At 37.1% G+C, this 25,648-nt stretch carries 26 protein-coding genes and 1 tRNA gene; 16 read left to right on the forward strand and 11 right to left on the reverse strand.

Going from position 1 to position 25,648, the window contains the following annotated elements; all coding sequences use genetic code 11:
* Window positions 1-11 precede the first annotated feature (11 nt).
* Genes truC through sohB form a run of 3 tightly spaced genes read right to left on the reverse strand, consistent with a single transcriptional unit; the run spans window position 12 to window position 2,151 of the window.
* Window positions 12-773, reverse strand: coding sequence for a tRNA pseudouridine(65) synthase TruC (truC, locus tag EV694_RS02100; protein WP_165865489.1), 762 nt, complete (start codon window positions 771-773; stop codon window positions 12-14).
* On the reverse strand, window positions 766-1,077 hold the full coding sequence (locus EV694_RS02105) for a YqcC family protein (protein ID WP_132688550.1): 312 nt from the start codon (window positions 1,075-1,077) through the stop codon (window positions 766-768). Before EV694_RS02105 ends, truC begins: the two co-directional genes overlap by 8 nt.
* Window positions 1,078-1,089: 12 nt before the next feature.
* Window positions 1,090-2,151: a protease SohB gene (gene sohB / locus EV694_RS02110; protein ID WP_132688553.1), complete on the reverse strand. Its 1,062-nt coding sequence runs from the start codon at window positions 2,149-2,151 to the stop codon at window positions 1,090-1,092.
* Window positions 2,152-2,371: 220 nt separating this feature from the next.
* Between sohB and EV694_RS02115 the strand changes: the two genes are divergently transcribed.
* From EV694_RS02115 to trpA, 8 genes are all read left to right on the forward strand, one after another.
* Window positions 2,372-2,965, forward strand: a complete 594-nt coding sequence (locus EV694_RS02115; RefSeq protein WP_132688556.1) for an FMN-dependent NADH-azoreductase — start codon at window positions 2,372-2,374, stop codon at window positions 2,963-2,965.
* A gap of 102 nt (window positions 2,966-3,067) precedes the next feature.
* Window positions 3,068-4,615: an anthranilate synthase component I gene (gene trpE / locus EV694_RS02120; protein WP_132688559.1), complete on the forward strand. Its 1,548-nt coding sequence runs from the start codon at window positions 3,068-3,070 to the stop codon at window positions 4,613-4,615.
* Window positions 4,616-4,630: 15 nt separating this feature from the next.
* A complete protein-coding gene (locus tag EV694_RS02125; RefSeq protein WP_132688562.1) occupies window positions 4,631-5,227 on the forward strand; it encodes an aminodeoxychorismate/anthranilate synthase component II in 597 nt (198 codons plus the stop codon).
* A 15-nt stretch (window positions 5,228-5,242) separates the two neighbouring features.
* The gene (locus EV694_RS02130; RefSeq protein WP_132688565.1) at window positions 5,243-5,629 is read left to right on the forward strand and encodes a tautomerase family protein; all 387 of its coding nucleotides are present in this window, start codon (window positions 5,243-5,245) and stop codon (window positions 5,627-5,629) included.
* 21 nt (window positions 5,630-5,650) lie between these two features.
* Complete coding sequence (gene trpD / locus EV694_RS02135) at window positions 5,651-6,652, forward strand: anthranilate phosphoribosyltransferase (protein ID WP_132688568.1); 1,002 nt, start codon at window positions 5,651-5,653, stop codon at window positions 6,650-6,652.
* Window positions 6,653-6,663: 11 nt separating this feature from the next.
* Window positions 6,664-8,085: a bifunctional indole-3-glycerol-phosphate synthase TrpC/phosphoribosylanthranilate isomerase TrpF gene (gene trpCF, locus EV694_RS02140; RefSeq protein WP_132688572.1), complete on the forward strand. Its 1,422-nt coding sequence runs from the start codon at window positions 6,664-6,666 to the stop codon at window positions 8,083-8,085.
* A 3-nt stretch (window positions 8,086-8,088) separates the two neighbouring features.
* A complete protein-coding gene (gene trpB / locus EV694_RS02145; protein ID WP_132688575.1) occupies window positions 8,089-9,288 on the forward strand; it encodes a tryptophan synthase subunit beta in 1,200 nt (399 codons plus the stop codon).
* Window positions 9,288-10,097, forward strand: coding sequence for a tryptophan synthase subunit alpha (gene trpA / locus EV694_RS02150; RefSeq protein WP_132688578.1), 810 nt, complete (start codon window positions 9,288-9,290; stop codon window positions 10,095-10,097). The genes trpB and trpA overlap by 1 nt, the downstream gene beginning before the upstream one ends.
* Before the next feature lie 108 nt (window positions 10,098-10,205).
* Here the strand turns inward: trpA and smpB are convergent, their stop codons facing one another.
* Complete coding sequence (gene smpB, locus EV694_RS02155; RefSeq protein WP_132688581.1) at window positions 10,206-10,685, reverse strand: SsrA-binding protein SmpB; 480 nt, start codon at window positions 10,683-10,685, stop codon at window positions 10,206-10,208.
* 224 nt (window positions 10,686-10,909) lie between these two features.
* Here smpB and EV694_RS02160 point away from each other — a divergent pair, with 224 nt between their 5' ends.
* A complete protein-coding gene (locus tag EV694_RS02160) occupies window positions 10,910-12,214 on the forward strand; it encodes an acetyl-CoA C-acyltransferase (protein ID WP_132688584.1) in 1,305 nt (434 codons plus the stop codon).
* Between the two features lies 1 nt (window position 12,215).
* A complete protein-coding gene (locus EV694_RS02165; protein WP_132688587.1) occupies window positions 12,216-14,315 on the forward strand; it encodes a 3-hydroxyacyl-CoA dehydrogenase NAD-binding domain-containing protein in 2,100 nt (699 codons plus the stop codon).
* Between the two features lie 112 nt (window positions 14,316-14,427).
* Here the strand turns inward: EV694_RS02165 and EV694_RS02170 are convergent, their stop codons facing one another.
* Complete coding sequence (locus EV694_RS02170; RefSeq protein ID WP_132688590.1) at window positions 14,428-15,132, reverse strand: class I SAM-dependent methyltransferase; 705 nt, start codon at window positions 15,130-15,132, stop codon at window positions 14,428-14,430.
* Between the two features lie 26 nt (window positions 15,133-15,158).
* On the opposite strand from EV694_RS02170, the gene gloB reads away from it, so the two are divergent.
* The 4 genes from gloB (at window position 15,159) to EV694_RS02190 (ending at window position 18,858) form a co-directional block, all read left to right on the forward strand.
* On the forward strand, window positions 15,159-15,866 hold the full coding sequence (gloB, locus tag EV694_RS02175; protein WP_132688593.1) for a hydroxyacylglutathione hydrolase: 708 nt from the start codon (window positions 15,159-15,161) through the stop codon (window positions 15,864-15,866).
* 27 nt (window positions 15,867-15,893) lie between these two features.
* Window positions 15,894-17,102 carry a Bcr/CflA family multidrug efflux MFS transporter gene (locus EV694_RS02180; RefSeq protein WP_132688596.1) on the forward strand — a complete coding sequence of 403 codons (1,209 nt, stop codon included), beginning with the start codon at window positions 15,894-15,896 and terminating at the stop codon, window positions 17,100-17,102.
* Between the two features lie 243 nt (window positions 17,103-17,345).
* Window positions 17,346-18,668 carry a glutamyl-tRNA reductase gene (gene hemA / locus EV694_RS02185; RefSeq protein ID WP_132688600.1) on the forward strand — a complete coding sequence of 441 codons (1,323 nt, stop codon included), beginning with the start codon at window positions 17,346-17,348 and terminating at the stop codon, window positions 18,666-18,668.
* Between the two features lie 113 nt (window positions 18,669-18,781).
* Window positions 18,782-18,858, forward strand: a tRNA-Val gene (locus EV694_RS02190).
* A gap of 487 nt (window positions 18,859-19,345) precedes the next feature.
* Here the strand turns inward: EV694_RS02190 and EV694_RS11080 are convergent.
* From EV694_RS11080 to EV694_RS02205, 4 genes are all read right to left on the reverse strand, one after another.
* Window positions 19,346-19,651 carry a transposase gene (locus EV694_RS11080; protein ID WP_424580035.1) on the reverse strand — a complete coding sequence of 102 codons (306 nt, stop codon included), beginning with the start codon at window positions 19,649-19,651 and terminating at the stop codon, window positions 19,346-19,348.
* Window positions 19,652-19,756: 105 nt separating this feature from the next.
* Window positions 19,757-19,924, reverse strand: a complete 168-nt coding sequence (locus EV694_RS11085) for an IS1/IS1595 family N-terminal zinc-binding domain-containing protein (protein WP_424580039.1) — start codon at window positions 19,922-19,924, stop codon at window positions 19,757-19,759.
* Between the two features lie 217 nt (window positions 19,925-20,141).
* Window positions 20,142-20,522, reverse strand: a complete 381-nt coding sequence (locus tag EV694_RS02200; protein ID WP_132688603.1) for a hypothetical protein — start codon at window positions 20,520-20,522, stop codon at window positions 20,142-20,144.
* Between the two features lie 12 nt (window positions 20,523-20,534).
* Complete coding sequence (locus EV694_RS02205; protein WP_132688606.1) at window positions 20,535-21,605, reverse strand: IS1595 family transposase; 1,071 nt, start codon at window positions 21,603-21,605, stop codon at window positions 20,535-20,537.
* Between the two features lie 204 nt (window positions 21,606-21,809).
* Here EV694_RS02205 and EV694_RS02210 point away from each other — a divergent pair, with 204 nt between their 5' ends.
* Entirely contained in the window at window positions 21,810-22,280 is a 471-nt protein-coding gene (locus tag EV694_RS02210) for a hypothetical protein (protein WP_132688609.1), read from the forward strand.
* Between the two features lie 31 nt (window positions 22,281-22,311).
* The gene (locus EV694_RS02215) at window positions 22,312-22,995 is read left to right on the forward strand and encodes a nucleotidyl transferase AbiEii/AbiGii toxin family protein (RefSeq protein ID WP_132688612.1); all 684 of its coding nucleotides are present in this window, start codon (window positions 22,312-22,314) and stop codon (window positions 22,993-22,995) included.
* Window positions 22,996-23,200: 205 nt separating this feature from the next.
* Here the strand turns inward: EV694_RS02215 and EV694_RS02220 are convergent, their stop codons facing one another.
* Both EV694_RS02220 and EV694_RS02225 read right to left on the reverse strand, forming a co-directional pair.
* Window positions 23,201-23,719 carry a restriction endonuclease subunit S gene (locus EV694_RS02220; RefSeq protein WP_243645949.1) on the reverse strand — a complete coding sequence of 173 codons (519 nt, stop codon included), beginning with the start codon at window positions 23,717-23,719 and terminating at the stop codon, window positions 23,201-23,203.
* Complete coding sequence (locus EV694_RS02225; protein WP_132688615.1) at window positions 23,712-25,496, reverse strand: HsdM family class I SAM-dependent methyltransferase; 1,785 nt, start codon at window positions 25,494-25,496, stop codon at window positions 23,712-23,714. Before EV694_RS02225 ends, EV694_RS02220 begins: the two co-directional genes overlap by 8 nt.
* Window positions 25,497-25,648: the final 152 nt, after the last annotated feature.

The raw sequence follows: 25,648 nt of genomic DNA on the forward strand, positions 1-25,648 counted from the left end.
TTTTCTGTTCCTCAAAACCCCAAACACCTAAACACTTGTTCCCATTGTGCATCAAGTTCTGCCGTTAAACGTAATTTCTGCTGAGTGATTGGGTGGGTAATTTCTAGGCTTTCTGCGTGTAGCATTAATCGGTGGCTGCCTGTTTTTTGTTGGAATAAGCGATTTTGATGTAAATCACCGTATTGTGTATCCCCTAAAATTGGGTGAAAAATATGTTTCATGTGACGGCGTAACTGATGTTTTCGCCCTGTTTGTGGCAATAATCGCACTAAAGAATAACGGCAAGTTTGATAACGCCCTAAAGGATAAGGCATTTCTACGGTTTTTAAACCAATGTAATCGGTAATTGCCGACTGGGGTAATTTTTCTTTATCGGTAAATTTATCCGCGATTTTGTCTAACTTAACTTTAAGGGGGTAATCAATACGATCTTGCCCTTGCAAATAGCCTCTTACTATTGCTAAATAACTTTTTTGCACCTGTTTTTGTTCAAATTGTTGGCAAAGCTGTTGAGCAATGTCAGGGGTCAGAGCAAATAACAACACGCCAGACGTTGGGCGATCAAGGCGATGAATAGGATAAACATATTGACCAATTTGATCACGCAAAGTTTGCATAACAAAACGGGTTTCTTGTGAGTCTAGCCAACTGCGATGTACCAACATACCAGCAGGTTTATTTACCGCAACCATATAATCATCTTGAAAAATAATCTCTAAATCCACCGCACTTGAGGATAAAGAGATTAGATCTGGGGAAATATTATCAATCATCATTTAATAATTGCTCCAAGGCGAGCAAAGGGGCTAATAAGTCGGATAAGGCTTGATGCTCTTTTAATGCTTCTTCAACATAAGGCGAAATGGCGATTTTATTTGGTAAAGGGGCGTTGCTTTCTAACAATGCCCACATACGTGGAATAAAAATCCATTGTAGCCATTCTGTAGCGGTCATTGTATCCAAAGCAAAAGGTTGTTGACTTTCAAAAGCGGCCGCCTCTGGGGCGACAGCTTGCCATAATTGATGACGTTGTAAAACCGCTTGTAGTTCCTCTAAATGGGCTTTAACCTGTTGCATTGCTTTACTACCTTAATAAAAATCTTTGCCTTGGCGATTTAATAATTTAGTCAATAAATTATCCGCACTTTCTTCCGCTTGTTTACCAAATTTTTGTAACAAAGATTTCTTTGTTTTATAACTGATTGCCAGCACTGATTTTTCTTTTATTGCCGCTAAAATCAAATCATCACTGGTGGCAATTTCGTCCACTAACTGCAATTCAATAGCTTGTTGTCCGAACCAATGTTCGCCAGTGGCAACTTGATCAATGGCTAAATGGCGGCGTTGTTGTGCCACAAATTGTTTGAATAAATCGTGGGTTTCTTGTAATTCTTGTTGGAATTTTTGTTTACCTTTTTCAGTATTTTCACCCAATACCGTTAGCGTTCGTTTATACTCGCCTGCGGTCATCACTTCCACATCAATATCATTTTTCTTTAATAAGCGGTGAATATTTGGCACTTGTGCCACCACGCCAATAGAGCCAATAATGGCAAAAGGGGCTGCGACAATTTTATCTGCCACGCACGCCATCATATAACCACCACTCGCCGCAACTTTATCTACCGCAACGGTTAATTTAATGCCATGTTGTTTTAAACGATTTAATTGTGAGGCTGCTAAACCATAGCCATGCACCACGCCGCCCGGACTTTCTAAACGTAATAACACTTCATCTTGCTCAGGTTTGGCAACCGCAATAATGGCATTAATTTCCTCTCGTAAAGCCGTTGTGGCTGAGGCTTGGATATCGCCTTTAAAACTCAAAACATATAAGTGCGGTTTATTTTGCTCATTATTTTTTTCACTATTTTTTAACCGCTCTTTTTCCGCTTTTGCTTTGAGTTTATCCGCTTTTTTCTTGTCTTTTTCCGCTGCTTTAGCCGCTTGTTCACTTAACTGAAAATCCGCTAATTTTTGTTGATTTTTTTGATATTGTTCAGCAAGATCAATAACTTCAAGTTCGCCTTGAGCGAGTTTACCTTTTTGTTTTAAACCAATAATGATGGCAAAGATGACGCCAATAACCACAATAATTGTTAAAATTTGCAAAATAAATAAGCCATAACCTAAGGCTAATTCAGACCACATTGTTATCCTCCTTTTCTCGTTATTAGGTTAAATATCGTTGTTTCACTTTAAAATTTAAGGGCAATAATATACCTTATTTATCCATAAGATGAAATCCTGAGATTATTCACTCTGAGTAAATAATCTTTTTCCAAATTCAGGCTTTTTATCCTATTATTTCTGCTTATAATATTCGCCATTCGTGTTCATTCCATACAAAATGAAGAAAGAAGAATTTATTATGCAAAATCTATTAGTATTAAAATCAAGTATTTTAGGCGATCAATCACAAACCAACCAACTATCCGATTATCTTACCGCCCAACTTGAAGAGGTGCATATTATTGAACGTGATTTAGCTCAGTACCCTCTACCAAGCTACGATGCCAATGCCGCTCAAGCATTACGCAAGGGACAAGCTGAGAACGAAAATCAACAAAAATTGGTGGCATTATCCGATCAACTGATTGAAGAATTAAATAGCGTAGATACCCTTGTGATCAATGCCCCAATGTATAACTTTAATATTCCAACTCAGCTCAAAACTTATTTTGATTTTATCGCTCGTGCAGGTGTCACTTTCCGTTATGGCGAAAATGGGGCTGAGGGATTAGTGAAAGGTAAAAAAGCCATTGTATTATGTGCTTTCGGCGGCATTCATCAAGGCACAGCAACGGATTTGGTTACCCCTTATATAAAAACATTCTTAGGCTTTATTGGTATTACTGATGTACAATTTGTTTATGCTCAAGGCATTGGTTATGGTGCGGACGCGATTGCTCAAGCTCAACGCCAAGCGAAACAACATATTGATGAAATTATCAAAAATGCTTAATTTCTAAACAGTCCTACTTTTATCATAGCGAAACGCCTTGACAAAATAATCTTGTACTAGTTTAATAGTGCAAGATTATTTTTTATGTTATCGAGGCAATCTATGTTATTTCCTTATATTCAAACCTTTAATCAGCAAGTGGCGTATCATTCCGATCCCACCGCAGTTTTTGGTACCCTATGCGCCAATCAATCCCATACGTTATTACTTGAATCAGCAGAAATTACCAGCAAAAATAGCCTAAAAAGTTTATTATTAGCCAAAACGGCAGTAAAAATTTCTTGTCTTGCTCAACAAGTCACATTCCAAGCATTAACGGAAAATGGTAAAGCGGTTCTGCCTCTGATTAAGCAATATTTAGCCACTTATTGCTCCCTTAACCAAGTGAATGAACAACAATTAATTGCCGAATTTGCTCCCCTTGATCCCAATTTAGATGAAGATAGCAAATTACAATCTGCCACCATTTTTGATGGTCTAAGGGCTTTAACCCAACTCTTCCAATATAGTCAAACCCCTATTTTTCTCGGCGGATTATTTGCTTATGATCTCGTCAGTAATTTTATTCCTATGGAAAATATTCAGCTACAAGATGATGGTTTAAGCTGTCCTGATTATGTGTTTTATCTTGCCGAGCAACTATTAACCTTTGATCACGCTCATCAAACGGCAGAATTATTTAGTTTTTGTTTTAATCCTGAACAAGGACAAGCCTTACTCAATGAACAAGCTCAAATTAAACAAAAACTGGTGAAAATCACACCGCACTTAGACATACAAAATGTGCAAACAGAAGTACAGGTGAATATTGAAGATCCTGAGTTTAAAGGGATTATCCAAGCCTTAAAACATCATATTAATATCGGCGATGTATTCCAAATTGTACCATCACGCCGATTTTCTTTACCTTGCCCGAATAAATTAGCTTCCTATCGGCAATTAAAAAGCAATAATCCAAGCCCTTATATGTTTTTTATGCAAGATGAGGATTTTACCTTATTTGGAGCATCGCCAGAAAGTGCGTTAAAATATTCGGCACAAACTCGCCAATTAGAGATTTACCCTATTGCCGGTTCTCGTCCAAGAGGTTTTGATCAAAATGGCAAAATCGATCAGGAATTAGATGCCCGTTTAGAATTAGAATTACGTTTAGATCACAAAGAATTAGCCGAACATTTAATGCTGGTGGATTTAGCTCGCAATGATATTGCACGAGTTTGTGAAAGTGGCACAAGACAGGTTAAAGAACTTATGCAAGTAGATCGCTATTCACATATTATGCACTTAGTGTCTCGTGTGGTAGGTAAACTACGCCCTGAACTTGATGCCCTACACGCTTATCAAGCCTGTATGAATATGGGAACGCTAACAGGGGCGCCTAAAATTAAAGCTATGCAATTAATTTATCAATTTGAACAACAAAAACGCCATTCCTATGGCGGAGCTGTGGGCTATTTATCCTCTGACGGCAATTTTGATACCTGTATTGTTATCCGCTCTGCTTTCGTCCAAAATAATATGGCTTATGTGCAAGCGGGTTGTGGCGAGGTTTTAGATTCTGATCCACAAATGGAAGCTGATGAAACAAGGCATAAAGCTCGTGCTGTGATTAACGCCATTATGCAAACCAATCATCAGACCGGCAATTAATACAAGGATTGAACTATGGCAAATATTTTATTTATTGATAATTTTGATTCCTTTACCTATAACCTTGTGGATCAATTTCGTACCCTTGGACACCAAGTCCAAATTTACCGCAATGATTGTGCGTTATCCTTATTAATTGAGCGGGCCTTAGCACAACCTGATACCATTTTAGCCCTCTCTCCTGGGCCGGGCAATCCTGCTCAAGCTGGCAATTTATTGCCGTTAATCGCCCAGTTAAAACACCAAGTCCCAATGATTGGTATTTGTTTAGGACATCAAGCATTAATTGAAGCCTTTGGCGGAAAAGTAGTACACGCAGGCGAAGTGCTACATGGCAAGATATCCAAAATCCAACATGATAACCAAGCAATGTTTACAGGATTACAAAATCCTATGCCTGTGGCTCGTTATCACTCTCTTATGGGCAGTGATTTGCCTGAGGAATTGGTGGTTAATGCCACTTATAATGATATTGTTATGGCAATACGCCATCAACATTTGCCTATTTGTGGCTTTCAATTCCACCCTGAAAGTATCTTAACGGTAGAAGGGGGAAAATTATTGGCACAAGCCATAGATTGGCTACTCCATATTCATTCTCGCCAATCTTAACCAAAGGAAGACAATATGATTAGGGTCTATGGCTTAAAACAACAACTATCGCCCCATAAAGAAGCAATAATGCACATTATTTTTGATTGTTTATACCTTGGGCTAGGCATTCCTAAACGTAAACACGCCTTGCGTTTTATTGGGTTAAATCCAGAAGATTTTTATTATCCTGAGGGACGTACAGAACAATTTATGGTGATCGAAATCAATTTAATGGCAGGGCGAACCGAATTGAGTAAAAAACGACTGATTAAAATGTTATTTTGTGAACTTGAAAATAAACTCCATATTTCGCCCATTGATGTAGAAATAACCATTAAAGAACAACCTGCTCATTGTTGGGGATTTCGTGGTATGACAGGTGATGAAGCCAATGATTTAAGTTATGATATTTATCAATAATGAATACTCAGGGGAACAATTATGCAAACAGAACAGATTTTAAATAAACTTTTTGAACAACAATCCCTTACCCAGCAAGAAAGTGAACAGCTTTTTCAACAGATTATTCAAGGCAATTTATTGCCAGAACAATTAGCGGCTGCCTTAATTGCCTTAAAAATTAAAGGCGAAAGTGTAGAAGAAATCAGCGGTGCAGTTGCCGCCTCATTACAAGCGGCTCAACCTTTCCCTCGTCCTGATTATCCTTTTGCCGACATTGTTGGCACAGGTGGCGATGGAGCAAATACCATTAATATTTCCACTGCCTCCGCCATTGTAGCGGCATCAATGGGGATCAAAGTTGCCAAACATGGTAACCGCAGTGTTTCTAGTAAAACTGGTTCAAGCGATTTACTTACCGCCTTAGGCGTGAATGTTAGCATTGATGCTCAAACTGCAAGAAAAGCACTCGATGAGATTAATCTTTGCTTTTTATTTGCTCAACAATATCATTTAGGCTTTAAGCACGCTGTTGCAGTACGCCAAGCCTTAAAAACTCGTACCATTTTCAATATTCTCGGGCCATTAATTAACCCAGCTCGTCCTAAACAGCAATTATTGGGGGTATATACCGCAAAACTTATCCCAACCTATGCAGAAACTGCGCTAAAACTCGGTCATCAGCATAGTATTGTGGTGCATGGTTGTGGCTTAGACGAAGTCGCCATTCATGGCAAAACAGAAGTGGCTGAAATTTCTCAGGGTAACATTACCTATTATAGCCTTTCGCCGCAGGATTTTGGTTTCCGCCCTCAGCCTTTAGAAAGTTTACAAGGTGGCGAACCTCAACAAAATGCGGAAATGATTGCCAACTTGTTACAAGGTAACGGAAAACCAGCTCATCAACAAGCAGTGGCAATGAATACAGCGCTGTTATTAAAATTATTTGGACAACCTGATATTAAACAAAATGCCGAACAAGTTATGGCACAGCTTGCTACAGGTAAAGCATTTGAAACCTTAACTCAACTAACCCAATATTAAGGCTAAGCATAATGAATTTAACCGATAAACCCACGATTTTACAACAAATTATCTTAGATAAAATGGATTGGCTTAACGCAAAACAAAAAGCCTTTCCCTTAACAGAATTTGTAAAAAACATTGAAAAATCAGACCGCTCTTTTTATCAAGCCTTGGCAAAAGATAACTCGCAACGCCCTGCTTTTATCTTAGAATGTAAAAAAGCCTCGCCATCAAAAGGGCTTATCCGAGCGGATTTTGACTTAAACGAGATTGCACAGGTGTATAAAAACTACGCCAATGCCATTTCAGTCTTAACTGATGAAAAATATTTTCAGGGTGACTTTGCATATTTAAAACAAGTTCGTGACATTGTCACACAACCAGTGTTATGCAAAGATTTTATGATTGATGAATACCAAGTTTATCTTGCTCGTTATCATCAAGCCGATGCCATTTTATTGATGTTATCGGTACTTGATGATGAGAAATATCAACAATTAGCACAACTAGCCCACCAATTAAATATGGGAATATTAACCGAAACCTCTAACCAAGCAGAGCTAGAACGAGCCATTGCCTTGGGAGCAAAAGTGATTGGCATTAATAATCGAGATTTACACGATCTCAGCGTAGATTTGCAACGCACTCCCCCACTCGCTAAACAAATCCCCGCCGATCGTATTATTATCAGTGAATCAGGGATTTATACTCATCAACAAGTCCAACAATTACAATCGGTGGTTAATGGCTTTTTAATTGGCTCAAGTTTAATGGCGGAACAAGATTTAAATAATGCCGTACGTTCAGTGATTTTTGGTGAAAATAAAATTTGTGGGCTAACTCGTCCGCAAGATGTTGAGCTGGCTTACCAACAAGGGGCGTTATATGGCGGATTGATTTTTGTAGAAAATTCCCCTCGTTGCGTATCCTTAAGGCAAGCACAAGAATTGGTTACCACTGCTCCATTGCGTTTTGTTGGCGTTTTTCAAAATCAGCCCATAGAATTGATTGTTAATTTAGCTCGCCAATTATCGCTGTTTGCGGTGCAACTGCATGGGCAAGAAGATCCGCAATATATTCAACAATTACGCCAGCAATTACCGCCACAAGTGCAAATATGGCAAGCTATTTCTATTGATATTGAACAAGCTGAACCCCTTAATATTCAAGAATGTGCTGAGGTGGATCGTTATGTGTTTGATAGTAAAAGCAAACAGCAACAAGGTGGCACAGGCAAATCCTTTAATTGGCAATATATTCCATCACAATTAAAAGCCAAAGCTATGCTCGCAGGCGGAATTAACCCTGATAATGTTAGCCAAGCCTTAGCCCAAGGTTGTTTAGGGCTTGATCTTAATTCAGGGGTAGAAACCAGTGCTGGTATCAAAGCAAGCGAAAAAGTGCGGTCAATTTTTAGTAAAATTTTAACTTATCAGTGTTCACAAGGATAAATTATGACAGAAGAAACCCTTTTAAATCCTTATTTCGGTGAATTTGGTGGTATGTATGTACCAGAGATTTTAGTGCCTGTGTTAAAGCAATTAGAACTGGCATTTGTTGAGGCAAAACAAGATCCTGCCTTTCAACAACAATTCCAAGATTTACTCAAAAATTATGCTGGACGCCCTACTGCCCTTACCCTTTGCCGTAATTTAACCAAGGGTAGCCAAACCAAATTATATTTAAAACGAGAAGATCTCTTGCATGGTGGGGCACACAAAACCAATCAAGTGCTAGGGCAAATTTTATTAGCAAAACGTATGGGCAAAACCCGCATTATTGCGGAAACAGGGGCTGGACAACATGGCGTTGCCACCGCTTTAGCCTGTGCGATGCTTGATATGCCTTGCAAAATTTATATGGGGGCAAAAGACATTGAACGCCAAGCTCCTAATGTGTTTCGTATGCGTTTAATGGGGGCGGAAGTAGAATCTGTGCAAAAAGGCTCTTGTTCCCTAAAAGATGCTTGTTGTGAGGCAATGCGAGATTGGTCAGCCAATTATGCCACAACCCATTATTTACTTGGTACGGCTGCTGGTCCACACCCATTCCCAACCATTGTGCGTGAATTTCAAAAAATGATTGGTGAAGAAACCAAACAGCAAATTCTTGAACGAGAAGGTCGTTTGCCTGATGCCGTAATTGCGGCGGTAGGTGGTGGCTCTAATGCCATTGGTATGTTTAATGATTTTATTGACGAAAAAAATGTGAGATTAATCGGCATTGAACCTGCTGGGCATGGTATTGCTACGGGCGAACATGGTGCCCCATTAAAACATGGTACAGTAGGCATTTATTTTGGAATGAAAGCCCCCTTAATGCAAACCCAAGACGGACAAATTGAAGAATCTTATTCCATTTCCGCAGGGCTAGACTTTCCTTCTGTCGGCCCACAACACGCTTATTTACACGCTATTGGACGAGCCGACTATGAAAGCATTACCGATGATGAAGCTTTAGAGGCCTTTCAAGCCTTAGCACGCCACGAGGGCATTATCCCTGCTTTAGAAAGTTCCCACGCCTTAGCTTATGCCTTAAAAATGATTAAGCAAAATCCTGATAAACCACAAATTTTAGTGGTTAATCTTTCTGGTCGTGGCGATAAAGATATTTTTACCGTAGATAAAATTTTATCTGCAAAAGGAGGCTTATAATGAATCGTTTTGCCCAATTATTTCAACATTTAGCTCAACAAAATGAAGGGGCTTTTGTCCCCTTTGTAACCTTAGGTGATCCTAATTTTGAACAATCTTTCAATATCGTTTGTACCCTCGTAGAAAATGGTGCTGATGCCCTTGAGCTAGGCTTTCCTTTTTCCGATCCGCTATTAGATGGCCCAGTAATTCAAGCCGCCAATAATCGTGCATTACAAGCAGGTTGTAGTACAGAGCAAAGTTTCCAATTATTGGCAAAAATTAGACAAAAATATCCGCATATTCCAATTAGCTTATTATTATGTGCCAACCTGATTTATGCACAAGGGCTAACCCCATTCTATCAACGCTGTGCCGAAGTGGGCGTTGATGCGGTTTTAGTCGCCGATATTCCCCTATTAGCTTGTGAGCCTTATGTGTCCGCCGCCAAAGCACAGGGTATCCAACCTGTATTTATTTGCCCACCAAACGCAGATGATAACACCATCGCTAAAGTTGCCCAATATAGCGAAGGCTATACTTATTTAGTTTCAAGAGCAGGAGTAACCAGTGCAGAAAATCACAGCTATGCAACCAATCTTGATCATTTAGTGGAAAAATTAAAAGCCCACAATGCCCCCCCTATCCTACAAGGTTTTGGCATTGCCAAACCTGACCAAGTAAAAAACGCCTTATCGCTAGGCGTACAAGGCGCAATTTCGGGTTCAGCTACGGTAAAAATTATTGAACAACATCTCAATGATCCTGAACAATGTTTAAAAGAACTGGCTAGTTTTGTACGTTTGATGAAACAGGCGACAAAAAAATAACAGAATTTGTTAATTCAATCACAGGGTATTTAAATACCCTGTGATTGAATTAAAAGTGCGGTGTCTTTAGTAATAATCATTCCACTTTAAAATAATACAACACTCCCCTTACCGATTCGCATTTTTCATAATTCTCGCTTTTGTGCGTTTCCATTCTTGTTCTTTAATATCTTCACGTTTATCGTGTTGTTTTTTTCCTTTTGCTAAGCCAATTTTAACCTTTGCCCAAGCCTGCTTCCAGTAAAGCGAGAGTGCGACAATGGTAAATCCTTCACGATTTGCCTTACCAAAGAGAGAATCTAATTCTCGTTTATTGAGTAATAATTTGCGTGTGCGTGTTGGATCGCACACAATATGGGTTGAAGCAACACTCAATGGCGTGATGGTTGCGCCAAATAAATAGGCTTCGCCTTGATTAAAAATCACATAACTATCGCTAATATTTGCCTTACCCGCACGCATCGCCTTTACTTCCCAACCTTGTAAAGCCAATCCTGCTTCAATTTCTTCTTCAATAAAATAATCGTGTCTTGCTCGCTTATTCAAGGCGATAGTATTTGATCCTGCTTTAATTTTTTTCTTTGCCATACTTTTATATCCTAAGTTCAATTAGGGGAGATTTTACCTAATCTCCGCACAGAGTACAACACAAGCACCGCTTAGTCTTGTTGGGTTATAGTGATAATCTCGTTTGTTTGTTATACTTGTCAGCCGATACGTTTAAACAGCAAAATACGCCATTCAAGGGCAAACTTTGCCTTATCTCACAACAAAGACAATATCGTCGTTTTAATAAATATCGAGATTATGTTATGTCAGACCAATGTTTAATTACCGCCCAAGGACAACGCATTGCGATTGTTAGTGGTTTACGCACGCCTTTCCAACAAAAAGATACGGGATTCAAGCATACGTTTGCGATTGACCTCAGCACAATGGTAACCAATGAATTGATAAATCGTGTTGCCGTTGATCCACAATTACTGCAACAATTTGTATTTGGACAAGTAACACAACACGCCGCCATTCAAAATATTGCTCGAGGTGTTGCCGTAAGTTTAGGGCGAGTCAATGCCTCCGCCTATTCAATCAGCAGTTCTTGTGTGACAGGGTTACAAGCGGTGATCAATGTGGCAAACGCTATTATTACAGGCTCTTCACAAGGGGGGATTGCGGGTGCTGCCGAATCCATTTCTAATTCATCAATTAGTCTCAATCCACGTTTAATTCAAGGCATTAAAGATATTCTACAAGCTGAGGGCTGGGAACGAAAATTGGCTCTTATTAAGCAATTAACTTGGGCTGATTTAAAACCTTATGGTGTTAATCCCAAAGAATATGTGACCGATCTTGCTTTGGAAGATGTGTCTGAGCAAATGGCTAAAAACTTCCAAATTGATCGACAATCCCAAGATCAGTTTACGCTCAATTCTCATCAAAAAGCCAAACAGGCTTGGCGTGATAACAGTTTAAAAGAACAAGTGATGTTATCTTTTCCAGCACCCTATGAAAATTTTGTAGTGGCTGATAACCTGATTCAATCCAAGCCTAAAGCGGAGTATTATCAAAAACTTACGCCCCTTAGCGATAAACAACAAGGTTCTGTTACCCAATGGAATATCAGCCAATCCTGTGATGGCGCGGCAGCTGTAATGTTAATGCGTGAGGATATTGCCAAAGCTGAAGGTCTTAAGGTATTGGGCTATATCCGCAGTTATGCTATGACAGGTAACGATGTCTGGCAGAATATGCTTATTGGTTCTACTTATGCTTCATCACTTGCTTTACAACGTGCTAATTTACAGCTCAAGGATCTGGATTTAATTGATATGCACGAATCCTCAGCAGCCCAAGCATTAGCGAATATCCGTTTATTTGCCGATGATCACTTCGCACAACAACAACTCAATCGCACCGCAGCCCTTGGCGAAATAGATATGAATAAGTTTAATGTATTAGGGGGATCTTTAGCTTATGGTAATCCTCGTGCAGTAAGCAGTTTACGCATTATTATTCAATCATTATTTGAATTAAAACGCCGAGGTGGTGGCCTATCTTTAGTCACAGGTTGTGGTCTAGGTGGACTAGGCGGTGCGATGGTTTTGGAGACAGAATAAAATGGAATATCAACAACAAGCAACTTTTACACTCAATGTACAACATCAAATTGGTATTGTTACTATTAATGATCACGCACATACTTTTAACCTACTTAATCTTCACTTTATTGAAGAATTAAGAGAAATTATTGGCACTATTTTGCGTTCACAATTAAAAGGGCTTATTTTTATCTCAGCCAAACCCGATAATTTTATCCGTGGTTTTGATCTAAGCCAATTAGAACAAAAAAGTGCGGTAGAATTAGAAAAATTTTCTGAACAAGCCCAACAGCTATTTAAAGAAATTGAATACTTAAAAATCCCCACTGTCGCCGCCATTAATGGCGATTGTTATGGATTAGGCTTAGAACTTGCCCTTAGCTGTCAATACCGTATTGCGAGCAATGATATCTTTACCACCTTTGCAATGCCACAAGTCCGTTCAAGCTTACTCCCTTTTGCAGGTGGAACGCAACGCCTCCCTAATCTTATCGGTTTAAAACAAGGGGCAGAACTGATTTTAACGGGTAATAAGATTGATGGAAAAACTGCCCTATCCCTTGGGCTTATTCATACCCGGGTGGAAAAAACCGTACTAATTCCTACCGCACTTGAGTATATTAAACAATCTCAAACTCACCAGCCCAAACCCCATTGGCGAAACCGTTTAATTCAACAAAAAAATCGTTGGATCAACCGCTCTTTCTCACGCCATTATTTATTAGAACGGATAGAAGCCAATATTCCAAACGTCCTTGATAACCGTATCGCAATACAGGCGATCCTTGATGTTCTAAAACACACAGACAATAAAAAAGCGGCATCATTAGAAAGCCAACATTTCGCCCAGCTTTATCTGACCGAACAATCCCAAGCCCTACGCCTATTAGAACAAACCGCAAGAGCGATGAAATCACAATATCGTATTCGTGGTAATGTACAAGACATTAGTAACGTTGCGATTTTAGGGAGTGGCTTTCTTGGTGCAGGCATTGCTTATATCACCGCTCAGCACGCCAATATCCCTGTCCGCATCAAAGATATTCACCCCGAAGGCATATTACAAGCCTTAAACAAAAGCTATAAACTATTACAAAAAGAAGTTGAAAAAGGGACATTATCCTTAGGGCAAATGCGTCAAAAAATGCAGCTCATCACAGGGGGAGAACGTTTCGTTGGACAACATCGTGCCAATTTTATTATTGAAGCCGTTTATGAAGATCTGGCATTAAAACAACAAATGGTGCGTGAATCCGAACATTATTATGGCGAAAACATTATTTTTGCCACCAATACCTCCACCCTTTCCATTGCGGAAATTGCCGCCAAAGCCAAACACCCCGAAAACATCATTGGCTTTCATTATCTTAGCCCCGTTTCACAACGCAAAATGGTAGAAATTATTCCACATAGCGGAACCTCAGAACAAACCATTGCCACCGCCATTCATTTTGCCATTCAACAAGGTAAAATCCCCTTATTAGTCGCCGACCAAGCGGGCTTTTTTATCAATCGTATTCTCACCCCTTACCTACTCGAAGCCATTAATTGCATTATTGATGGCGAAACCGTTGAATTTATTGATCGTGCTTTACAAGAATTTGGTTTTACCCTCGGGCCACTAGCAATGATCGACGAACTTGGCTTAGATATTCTGGTGAAATCCTTACCGACCCTACGACAAAAACTCGGCGAACGTTTTGCTTTACCGCCAAAAATCAATCTATTAATTGATGATGAACGCAAAGGGATAAAAAATAAACGAGGTTTTTATTTATATGATCGTGACGATAATCGCACCGCGGTTGATGGCAGTATTTATTATGTATTAGAAGTCATTTCCGCCAACGATCTTGAAGCGGAACAAATTGTCCGCCGTTGCATATTAATGATGTTAAATGAAGCGATGTATTGTTTGCAAGAAGGCATTATCGCAAACCAAGAAGAAGGTAATGTTGCCTCGGTACTTGGTGCATTCTTCCCAAGTTTTCGTGGCGGAATTTATGCTTACATTCAAAAAGTGGGAGCAAAAAATATCCTAGCAGAACTCAATCATCACGTGACACTCTACGGCGAACGCTTTAAACCCTGCCCTTATTGGTTTGAATTACTTGAGTAAATAATATTTAAGTGCGGTCATATTAAAAATAATTTTTTAAAATTGACCGCACTTTTAAAAATATTAATACCGAGTGAAAACATAGAAATTTATCACTCCTTTTATAGCCGTTCTACATTTTACAAACCTCCGCCACATTAAAAACCTGTTGATTTTTAAACCGCACTTTTTGAGGCGTCATGGGAATTGGGTAGGTGCGTTTTTGTGCCACGATGACACTTAATGGGGAAAAACAGCGAGGAAGTGGCGTGATGGTTAAACGTTGGTGATCAAGAATATCAAAATGTAATAAAGAGAGCCAATCTAAAACTCGCCAATCCATAAATTGACGAAAAGGCAGAGCTGGGTGTGTTTTGGTATTGAGTTGCCGTTTAAATAATAGTGGGCTGCATAGATGAAATAATGAGAGAAAAAGATAACCGTCATCGGTTAATACACGATTGACTTCACGCAGTAATTGATGGGGATCTTGACAAAAATTCAAACTGTTGATTAATAGGCAAGCATCGATCTGTTTTTCTATCAAGGGTAACTCTGTTATTTTCGCATTAATCAGTGTATGATCGGGCTTATTGGCGTAAAGTGCGGTGAGATTTTGGGAAATTTCTGGGCATATAACCATTTGATTGCGTAGAGGTAATTCATAATGAATTTCGGCACTTAATCCGCCGATATAGAGAATATGGTAGCCTAAAATTTTGGGAAACCAGTCTGCAAAATATTGTTCAAGCGATTTACGATATTGTTCGCCTTGTTGGATTTCTTGCCAACAGGTAGGTAAGCGAAAGGTTGTGTTAGATTTAGCTTGCCATTTCATTTACTGACTCTCAATAGGAAGAATTTATGTTAGTTGCACTACCAGTCCTTAATGATAACTATATTTGGCTTTATGGGCGAGAAAATTTACCTGTTATTGTGATCGATCCGGCAGAATCTCGCCCTGTTATTGATTATTTACAGCAACATCAGCTTACTTTGGAGGCGATTTTATTGACGCATAACCATGATGATCATGTTGCTGGTGTCAAAGCGTTACGACAACAATATCCACAGGTTGAGGTATTTGGGCCGAGCGAAACCGCTGAGTATGCGTCAAAAATAATTAATGAGGGCAAGTTTCATACGGCACATTATCAAATTGAGGTTATTCCTAGCGGTGGGCATACGGCAAATCATGTGAGCTTTTTGCTTGATGGGCATTTATTTTGTGGTGATACGATTTTTTCGGGGGGATGTGGACGTGTGTTTACGGGCGATTATGCGCAAATGTTTGCTTCATTACAACGCTTAAATCAATTACCCGCAGAAACTATCCTTTGTCCTGCACATGAATATACGTTATCCAATCTGGCATTTGCTTATCATGTAGCACAAGATCAACAGCATAAAAGTGCGGTGCAAAATCAGAAAATTTTGGTGGAAAAATGGCGTGCTGAGGGAAAACCAAGTTTGCCGACAACCTTAAAGCGAGAACGAGAAATTAACCCTTTTTTGCAAGCCAAAGATTTAGCTGAATTTATCCAATTACGTCAAGGGAAAGATAATTTTTAATGGATTGTATTTATTTAGGACATTAATATGAATCAGCATACTTCTGCACAACAGCAGGCAAGTTTTGTATTTATTTTGGTATTGGGGATTTTGGCAATGTTGCCCCCTTTAGCCATTGATATGTATTTGCCTTCTTTTTTAGATATTGCCCAGGATTTACAGGTTAATCCTGAGCGTGTGCAAAATACGTTAGCATTATTTACCCTCGGTTTTGCCCTTGGGCAACTTTTGTGGGGACCGATTGCAGACAGTTTTGGGCGTAAGCCTGCCATTTTAATTGGAACCTTTGTTTCAGCCACTATTGCATTAATCTTGACTCAAGTAGCCAGTATTGAGCATTTTTTAGGGTTGCGATTTGTACAAGGATTATTTGCCTCCGCGCCAGCAGTGGTATTAGGGGCATTATTGCGAGATTTATTTAGTAAAAATTATTTTTCTAAAATGATGTCGTTGATTATGCTCATTTCTATGCTTGCTCCCTTATTAGCCCCTTTTCTGGGAGGCTATATTGCTAAGTTTTTTCATTGGCATGCTGTATTCTATGTATTGGCTTTTATGGGGTTCCTATCTTGCCTATTGGTTTTGATCCGTATTCCTGAAACCTTGCCTTCAGAAAAGCGAGTGGTCTTTAATCTGAGTGGGATTGTGCGTAATTTTCGTTCTTTAGTACAAGTTAAAGCGGTGGTAGGCTATGTACTTTGCGGGGCATTTTCGTTTGCTGGCATGTTTTGTTTTCTTACCTCAGGCTCTATCGTTTATATTGATATTTATGGCGTTGCCTCAGAACATTTTGGCTATTTTTTCATTATGAATATGTCAATGATGATTTTATTTACTTCAATTAATAGCCGTATGGTAATGAAAGTAGGGGCAGAAAAAATGCTACGTTTTGGTTTATCTGTACAATTTATTGCAGGCACTTGGTTATTATTGGTGGCAATCTTTGACCTTGGATTTTGGCCAATGGCATTAGGGATTGCCTGCTATATTGGTATGTTATCAACGATCGGCTCTAATGCGATGGCATCAATTTTAGAACAATTTCCACAATATGCAGGCACCGCCAATTCCTTGGTCGGTACTATTCGTTTTGGCACAGGGGCATTGGTTGGTTTTTTATTATCTTTATTACCTATTTATAGTGCAAAGCCAATGTTATTGTTTATGTTCTTTTGTGTGTTAATTGGCGTAACAAGCTATTACTTTTTAACCTATCGCAGTATTAACCAAAGTTAAAAATTACTGAGATTGATGATAAAAATGATAGCCTATTCCTATTCAGGTTTAATTTGCTCAATTTCATAGGATTGATTAAAATAACGCAATATTTTGGGGGATTTTATTTAAGCGTAATAAATTGCAAGCAAAATATGGTCGTTTCAATTTAACCTAAGCAATAGGACGGCAAAACCTGCCAAGACGAAGTGAGACAACTATAAAAGTAAATAACTTGTAATATCAACGCATTACCGATTATCTATGACAATTCTAGTGCTTGGTGTAAACCATAAAACAGCGACAGTATCCTTACGAGAAAAAGTAGCGTTTTCTGAACAAAAACGAATATTAGCATTACAGCAATTACAGCGTAATGGCTTGGCTCAGCACGCTATTATTTTATCGACTTGTAATCGAACAGAAATCTACTTACATAATAAAAAAATTCCGCCTGAAGAAAGCGAAATTTGGCAACAACATTGCTTATATTGGTTTGCATTAATTCATCAACTTGATTTTAATGCCCTAGAAAAACACAGTTATTATTACCAAAATATGCAAGCTGTACAGCATATTATGCGCGTTGCTTGTGGATTAGATTCCCTCATTTTAGGCGAGCCACAAATTTTAGGGCAAGTAAAGCAAGCCTATCAATATAGTGAAGATTTTTATCAAGCAGAACAGCGCCCTATTTCAAGTGAGCTTTCTCGCTTATTTCAAAAAACCTTTGCGACAGCGAAACGTGTACGAACCGAAACAGAAATTGGTAGTGCTGTGGTATCCGTTGCTTATTCTGCCTGTCATCTCGCAAGACAAATTTTTGATTCTTTTCATCATCTCAATATTCTATTAGTGGGAGCTGGGGAAACCATTGAATTAGTGTCACGTCATCTATTGCAACATGGCGCAAAAAATTTAACCATTGCGAACCGCACTTTAGCGAGAGCAGAAGCCCTCGTAGCAAAATTAGCTCAATCCCAAATAAATATATTGACCTTGAATGAATTACAACAAGGGCTTGATATAGCGGATATTGTGATTACCTCAACAGGCAGTGAACAAGTATTAATTACACAAAATATGGTTAAACAAGCTCAACAACGGCGAAAAAATAAACCGATGTTAATTGTTGATATTGCTGTCCCTCGAGATGTTGATGAAAAAGTAAGTGATATTCATACCGTTTATTATTACAGCGTTGATGATTTACAAAGTATTATTCAGCGTAACTTAGACACCCGAAAAAAAGCCTCATATCAAGCAGAACAGATCGTTACACAAGAATGTCAGGATTTTTTTGATTGGTTGAAAATACATCAATTTTCAGGCTTAATTCAACATTACCGACAAGACGCGGAACAAAGTAGGCAGAAATTATTAGAAAAAGCCCTGCAAGGATTACAACAAGGACAAAATCCCGAGGCATTATTACAAGAATTAAGTTATAAATTAACAAACCGATTATTGCATATCCCAACGCAAGCAATGCAAAGTATGGTACGCAAAGGCAATGCTTCTGGATTACAAGCCTTCTCAGGCGCCTTAGGTGTAGAACAACTTGAACATTATACGAAGGCTGATTAACTTGCCTATAAAACGGCTAAATAATGCCTAAATTTTTATCAGTCATCACGATAAAATAGAAAAAGACTTGTGTTAAAACGCAAAAACTTATATGATTACGCCACTTCAAACGTGCGACTATAGCTCAGTTGGTTAGAGCACCACCTTGACATGGTGGGGGTCACTGGTTCGAGTCCAGCTAGTCGCACCATCAACCACTTCATATCACTTCATTAAACACCGCTACCCCCTTGAAAATACTAAATTAAATGTATTTTTTATTGTTTTTTGCTAAGCTCATTAAAATAATAGGTGTAATGGACAAAATAGTTGCTAATAATAATTCTCTCAAATTGTTAGCAACTCTTTTTATTTAAAAAAACCTTTATAAACATAACCTTACGTTTTCTACTTAATCCATTATGATTAATTAATTTACACTTAAGTGCACTAAATAAACCTTCTAACCGATTTGTTATTTTTTCAATATTTAATTCCGCATACTTTTCAAAGGTAAATAAATACCTTTCATCATATTTCATACTCGCTAATGCTCCCCTTAATCCTTTATGTTTATAAGGAAAATAACCTTTTTCATTGCATTTCTCTGAGCGTTCATTCCAAATAATCTTGATGTTTTAAATACCAATAATGCAAACGACGAAAGAAATCATGTTTTTGGCTTTCTTTTAAGGTTTTCACAATGATTTTAATTCCTTTCCTGCCTGAGATTGATGTTTTTTTCTTAATTTTCTCATCACCATTGCCACAAGATGAAAATGGCACATTTGAACAGGCGTATTGAATATCTCGTTTAATAATCCACGACGACCATCGCAGGTAATTGATTGAATAATATAGCCTTTTTCTCTTAATTTATTTAAAGCTAGTTGATAATAACTAGCCTTTTCTGTTTTTACAATTTGATGATAAATCACTTTTTCTGTCAGGCTATCCATTAACACTAACACACTAAAATCTCGCTTAAAGAAAGTGGTATCCATAATAATATTTAAATAAGTTGATGAGGGTAAATTTAAGGTATTTTTCGGGGCTTTATCAATATATCTTTGAATTGTTTTAACAGAACATTGATATTTAATGGCAAGCTATTTATACGTCTGTTTTCCTTGAGAATAATGAAACCAAATTTCTGTGGGATTTAATTTGTATTGAAAGGTAAAGGTTTTATTACAATGATTGCATTTATAGCGTTGAATAGTCTTTTTCTTTCCATGTTTGTGGATTGAGTTATTTTGACAATATGGGCAATTTATTTATTCATTTTCAAAAAAGTAGGTTAAAGTCTTGTAGTATACGGTATTATGTAGCAGTTGCACAAAGTTAAAAATCAACCTATTAACCGTAAAAAACAAAAGCCTTTAGCGCAATAATATGCTAAAGGCTTTTTAGTTGAAATCGCTTTTGTTGATGCTTTATGATTGGCGGATAAGCAAGATTTACCCTTACCGTAAGTCAGTTTAAAAAGCGTGGTTATTTAAGATTCTTGTACTGTTGCCAAAAATCATCGTGAATATCTGTTTCTGAGGGAGGTAACAGTATTCTTGGGTAAAGCACGAACGTTGGCATGAGGGGTAATGAATCAAATTGAGCTTGATTGCTAATTTTTATTTTAAGGTAGCCAAAGTGATATATTATACCGATAAACAGCACCGTCATCTCGAGCATAAAAAGAACGGTATTCACTGCACTAATAATTTGAATACTCAATACATCAGGGTAGAAATACGCCAGTCCGTTGCTCGTCAAGAAAATCATCAAAGCTGAAATCATAGAGTGCATAAGCGGTAATTGTTTTAATCGTTGGTAGATAAAAATCACTGCCAAAATATAAATCAACATCAATGTTTTCATCATGTTTCCTTATTAGGCTATCTTTAAGTAGTGTCGATCATTCGAAGCGGTGAGGCTTGCCAAGCCAAACACCGCATCACCTTTTTTGTTACCTTGCCAATACCCTGTAAACTCTCGTGATGGCAAGGTATTTAAGCAACAAGTTAAAAGTCGCTCAAATTTCTCTTTTACGCTTTTTCGGCGATTATCTTCTCGCCATGCTATTTCATTGGCATAGCGCATCAGATATTTATTGCTCATTTTGTGATAGATGCCTGTTATCGCTCGCCGTAGCCTTGCGAAAAAGGATTCGGCAAGGTTGTTAGTGATGCAGTCAATCGAACAGTATGTTTGTGAATGATTAACTCGCCATAAATCATAATGAAAGGCTAAATCATCATAGGCAGGATTTTCATCGGCATAAATTTTGCTATTCGGCTTGACTAAGCGTTGAGTTAAATTGAGTATATCTTGCGTATTTTCCTCTTTCACTAACGCCACAATACTTCTATCAGCCCCTTTTATTATGGCTTGATTGGCGGCTCGTTGGCGAAATACCAATACATAAGATTTATCTGTACGTTGATAGCGCTTTTTTCGTCTATCAATACGTTTATGGCGAAAGTTTTTAGGGCGAATATAGTAGTTTATGTAAGCGCCATCAATATGTACTTCTCCTTTGAGTGGTGCTAAATCTTTGGTTTTATTCAGCGATTCACGAAATTTATGCAGTAGTACCCATGCGGTTTTGTATTGCACACTGAGCTTATGCGATAAGGCAATGGCGGATAATCCCTTGCTTTCAGTCGCAAAATAGAAAATGGCTAATATAATTTTACGCAAAGAGAGTTTTGTACCTTGAAAAATCGTGCCTGCGGTGATGGAAAAACGATAACAACAATGTTTGCATTGCCATTGTTGGCGAGATTTGAGGAAATAGGCTTCGTGTTTTGTATTACAACGAGGGCATTTGACATCGTTGACATTGGTAGGATTACCCCAACGTGCAGTTTTAAGTCGCAACAGAATATCATTATCAGACAGACTGCCAACTTGTATAAACAAGTGGCGTGCTTTCGTTGATAATAAAAAATGTTGTGCCATAAAACAACAATCCCTTTATTGAGCCTTTTAATTTATTAAACCTTATTTGGCTTAATGACTAAAAAACTCAATAAAGGGATAGGCCTATAAGGTTAAATATATCATTAAATGTGAAAAAGTCGGGTATTCTGTATTATAAAATTCACATTTTATTGCTGTAGGATATTTTATAGAATATTATTTGCTCAATAATAAGGAGTAATTATGGCACTTATTTTCCCAAAAACCACACCAACCTGTTATGTGAGTAGTATTGTGGCATTAAACATTTATAGCCCTAAAGGCACTGGCGATTGGCATAAACACGCTATTTTAGGGGCAGCGAACCCTTTACCTGAATTTATCTATCTCTATGGCGAGAATCAACGTTACAATACCAACCATTTATTAAGTCAACAAGGCATCATTGATGGTACTGAGCGTTTAGCTTGGCTAGGTTACACCTATGATAACGCCCCTATCTATATCGCCGATCACCCACGAGCTTGTTTTGATATGTTATACACACATTCGTTACAAACAGGCATTGTCAACAATATTATTCTTGAGGATTGGTTCCCTGCCTTTGAAGATAAACAAGACGTCTATGACTTAATCTATCAAGCAGAGGATAAATTAAATCATCTTGAAAAAGAGCGGTTACAAAAATGGAAAATATTTAATCCATTTCAATAACTGAACAAGAAATAAATTTCATGAAAAGTTAATGGTAAGTATTCTAAAGAATCTTGCTGATACTCTACTAGTATTAAAAGGTGGAACGGCACTTTATTTAGCTTATGGCTTGAACCGATTTTCAGAAGATTTAGATTTTGATTCAGATAAAAAACTGAATTTAGTTAATAGGATCAAAGAAGCGCTACCTTATGGCTTTGAAATACAAAATATTAATATAAAGAAAGACACTGACACAGTGAGCCGTTACATAATTAATTATCATGTTAAAGAAACTGGAGCAAATGATAGTTTAAAAATTGAAGTATCATATAGAACGCCTGCGCCTAAAGAACAAATCTGTTTTGTTAATGGTATTAAAGTAGCAAGCATTGAGCGTATTCTTGACAATAAATTATCTGCTGCTTTTGATGGCAATAACCCTAGAATTAAAGCAAGAGATTTATTCGACTTACATTTTATTGCAAAGAATTTCCCTGATAATATTTCCCCTGATTTAGCTAGTCGACTGTTTGAATATGCCGACATTCCTGATAAATTAGTTTGGCTCTATACTGTTGATGCACAAATAGATCCATTATTAAATAATATGGATTTAGAAACTATCGCTTTAGAATTAAATGAGATTGCAACAAGATTAAACCAAGTTAATCAACAAGAAAAACACGTTGTAGAATACGTTCAGCCTGCAAAAACTATGAGATTTCGTCCTTAATGTTTTGATTAAGGATAAATTATACATATAAATTATTTAGGGGAAAATTATTTATTCCCCTAAAATTTATTCTAGTTCATTTAAACATAGTTAATGCGTATTTTAATAGCTGATAGTATTTTTAAATCGAACAAGCCACTTATTCGTACTGATAACAGGCTAGTTTTGCCAATAACAAACAACGTTATATCATAAACATTCTGATTTACAACTTTGATAACAGACTCAATTTATATGTTTCTACACTGAATAAATCACTCATAAATTTTTCCATATACACCCAATCAGGTTTACCATTTATAGTAGCAGGTAACTTGATAAGCTCATCTTTAATAGACGATGAGCTTCCCATATCGTTATACTGAAATAGTTGTCTTAAAGTTTTACCAATTACCGAAACAATAAATAATCCATTATTTTTATTAAGTTTTTTATTATACAGTAAAATGATTGAACTACCTCCACCACCACGCCCAAGAAAGTCAGTAGGCTGATAAAAACAACTACCATCAACAGGACTAACTGTGATGCAATTCCCTTTATCTAAAACATCAGTATCCAAAGGCTGAACAAATTTATCTATGCCGTTATTAAAATTTCCTGATGATACAAAAGGAATACTACCAGTTTCATACTGTTTAACCGTTCTACTTGCTGGTCTTTTAATTTCAAACAATTCACTAATTGCAAACTCTTTCCATTCTGAAATATCCAATTTATTCATCATCAGCTCCCTGTAAATTCAGTACCAATTTAGCATTTTCTACATTAGATTGATATAGCACTTTATTAAGTAGGTTTTCATTAAAGGTTTTTACATCAATACCTTGCTCAAACAAAATGTAATCAAATATTACTTTTTTGAAATCTTCTTTGAAAATCTCAAATTCTTGCTGTGGTTTTTGATAAGATAAATGTTCTTTTGGGTTTAACCATTGGTGTGTTTGGAATTGCTCATCTACTTTACGAATAACAACATTTAACCAATATTGCTCAATATCTGCCCAACGGTTTTTAATATCGTGTCGCCCTTGATTTTTAACACGTTCTAAGCCATCATCTACCATATAACAAGCAAAAATTTGTTTGTTATTTTGTGGCTTGCCCACTTCAAAAACAAAAATACTAGTGGTAACACCAGAGTCAAATAAATTTTCAGGCAGTTTAATAATCATTTCAAGGGTATGATTTTTCAACAAACTGCGCATTTTATCCTTTTCTAATTTTTTATCAGGTAAAATAAAAGCACATTTTGTTCCTATTGCTACGTTTTTTAATACATTTTCTACAATTTTTTTACAACCATATTTTCGTTCATACGGTGGGTTCATCAATACTTTGGTTATTGGTTTAGACTTTATCCATTCACAAGCTTGATTTTCTCGTGTATCAAGATGAACTAAATTGGTTTTTCCATCTTTGTGAATAAGCATATTGGCACATGCCAAAGCAAAAATTTCACGATCAAATTCAATTCCGTATAACTTTTTTTGTTTAATAATTTCAGCTTCAGTTGTATTATTACCGCCTACTTCTTTCAGCATTTTTGCCATTGTTTTAACCAAAAAAGCACCGCTACCACAAGCTGCATCTAACACATTATCAGCATAACTTACATTAAGTAAATCATACATAAATGATGTAATGTGTTCAGGTGTAAAAACTTGTCCGCTTTCAGATTTTTTCTTATAACGATTAAATTCGTTAAAGAAAATACCCATAACATCTTCGCCATTCCAGTTATCAGAATTAACAGATTGTGAAATTTCAATAACATAATCAATGAATGAATTAATATCATTTTGGTTTTCAACAATATTTACTCTGATTTCACTATATACTTCTAACAAAATATCAATTTTTAAATTCTGTTGTCTATGAACTTGCAATGATTTTGCTAATGTGTCATAAATTTTATTCCTAAATGGTTCATAACCATTGTTTTTGATGGCATTTAAATTACCACCAAAGCGCTCAACAATTAATGCCGAAGCTGTAAAAATCATGCGATGGTATAAGTTTTTAATGCCGAATTTGAAATGCAATAAATCATTGATTTTTTTAGTAAGTGAATAAATTCTGTTTTTATCAATGGTATTATCTTTGAATAAATCAATATAATATTGTTTAGGTTGTAAGGTTTTAGCTGTCTGAATTTTTTGCTTACCTTTGTAAACAAGGACATCATTACCATTATACAAAATACCGATGATTTTTGTGTACTTTGAGCTAACAATATCAAGATTTTTAAATAATTCATCAATAAATGATTGTTTTGAAATATCTTTATCTTCTGCTTTTGTTTCAAGAATAATAGCGACATTAGATACATTATCAGGCAAATACCAACCATCGGGTTTATCGCTTACACCTTTAAAACCCAGTTGGTTAAATGTGGTAATTTGACCTGTGCCTTGTTTTATATTTTTTTCTTTTTGATCAAATTGTAGGATAATTTTAGCTTCATCTCGTACTTGATCTTCTGTTTTAATATTAGACATTTAAACCTCCCATAAAATTTGAGAGGTTAATAAGAAATGTGATATAATTAGGCTTGTAGGCTTGTAGGCTTGTAGGCTTGTAGGCTTGTAGGCTTGTAGGCTTGTAGGCTTGTAGGCTTGTAGGCTTGTAGGCTTGTAGGCTTGTAGGCTTG

It is taken from the genome of Volucribacter psittacicida (genome assembly GCF_004339025.1).
In the GTDB taxonomy this organism is placed as follows: domain Bacteria; phylum Pseudomonadota; class Gammaproteobacteria; order Enterobacterales; family Pasteurellaceae; genus Volucribacter; species Volucribacter psittacicida.

Bases quoted from the DNA above. Each gene is read 5' to 3' on its own strand.
- truC (WP_165865489.1), bottom strand. From the start codon at position 773: ATGATTGATAATATTTCCCCAGATCTAATCTCTTTATCCTCAAGTGCG.
- EV694_RS02105 (WP_132688550.1), bottom strand. From the start codon at position 1,077: ATGCAACAGGTTAAAGCCCATTTAGAGGAACTACAAGCGGTTTTACAA.
- sohB (WP_132688553.1), bottom strand. From the start codon at position 2,151: ATGTGGTCTGAATTAGCCTTAGGTTATGGCTTATTTATTTTGCAAATT.
- EV694_RS02115 (WP_132688556.1), top strand. From the start codon at position 2,372: ATGCAAAATCTATTAGTATTAAAATCAAGTATTTTAGGCGATCAATCA.
- trpE (WP_132688559.1), top strand. From the start codon at position 3,068: ATGTTATTTCCTTATATTCAAACCTTTAATCAGCAAGTGGCGTATCAT.
- EV694_RS02125 (WP_132688562.1), top strand. From the start codon at position 4,631: ATGGCAAATATTTTATTTATTGATAATTTTGATTCCTTTACCTATAAC.
- EV694_RS02130 (WP_132688565.1), top strand. From the start codon at position 5,243: ATGATTAGGGTCTATGGCTTAAAACAACAACTATCGCCCCATAAAGAA.
- trpD (WP_132688568.1), top strand. From the start codon at position 5,651: ATGCAAACAGAACAGATTTTAAATAAACTTTTTGAACAACAATCCCTT.
- trpCF (WP_132688572.1), top strand. From the start codon at position 6,664: ATGAATTTAACCGATAAACCCACGATTTTACAACAAATTATCTTAGAT.
- trpB (WP_132688575.1), top strand. From the start codon at position 8,089: ATGACAGAAGAAACCCTTTTAAATCCTTATTTCGGTGAATTTGGTGGT.
- trpA (WP_132688578.1), top strand. From the start codon at position 9,288: ATGAATCGTTTTGCCCAATTATTTCAACATTTAGCTCAACAAAATGAA.
- smpB (WP_132688581.1), bottom strand. From the start codon at position 10,685: ATGGCAAAGAAAAAAATTAAAGCAGGATCAAATACTATCGCCTTGAAT.
- EV694_RS02160 (WP_132688584.1), top strand. From the start codon at position 10,910: ATGTCAGACCAATGTTTAATTACCGCCCAAGGACAACGCATTGCGATT.
- EV694_RS02165 (WP_132688587.1), top strand. From the start codon at position 12,216: ATGGAATATCAACAACAAGCAACTTTTACACTCAATGTACAACATCAA.
- EV694_RS02170 (WP_132688590.1), bottom strand. From the start codon at position 15,132: ATGAAATGGCAAGCTAAATCTAACACAACCTTTCGCTTACCTACCTGT.
- gloB (WP_132688593.1), top strand. From the start codon at position 15,159: ATGTTAGTTGCACTACCAGTCCTTAATGATAACTATATTTGGCTTTAT.
- EV694_RS02180 (WP_132688596.1), top strand. From the start codon at position 15,894: ATGAATCAGCATACTTCTGCACAACAGCAGGCAAGTTTTGTATTTATT.
- hemA (WP_132688600.1), top strand. From the start codon at position 17,346: ATGACAATTCTAGTGCTTGGTGTAAACCATAAAACAGCGACAGTATCC.
- EV694_RS11080 (WP_424580035.1), bottom strand. From the start codon at position 19,651: ATGGATACCACTTTCTTTAAGCGAGATTTTAGTGTGTTAGTGTTAATG.
- EV694_RS02200 (WP_132688603.1), bottom strand. From the start codon at position 20,522: ATGAAAACATTGATGTTGATTTATATTTTGGCAGTGATTTTTATCTAC.
- EV694_RS02205 (WP_132688606.1), bottom strand. From the start codon at position 21,605: ATGGCACAACATTTTTTATTATCAACGAAAGCACGCCACTTGTTTATA.
- EV694_RS02210 (WP_132688609.1), top strand. From the start codon at position 21,810: ATGGCACTTATTTTCCCAAAAACCACACCAACCTGTTATGTGAGTAGT.
- EV694_RS02215 (WP_132688612.1), top strand. From the start codon at position 22,312: ATGGTAAGTATTCTAAAGAATCTTGCTGATACTCTACTAGTATTAAAA.
- EV694_RS02220 (WP_243645949.1), bottom strand. From the start codon at position 23,719: ATGAATAAATTGGATATTTCAGAATGGAAAGAGTTTGCAATTAGTGAA.
- EV694_RS02225 (WP_132688615.1), bottom strand. From the start codon at position 25,496: ATGTCTAATATTAAAACAGAAGATCAAGTACGAGATGAAGCTAAAATT.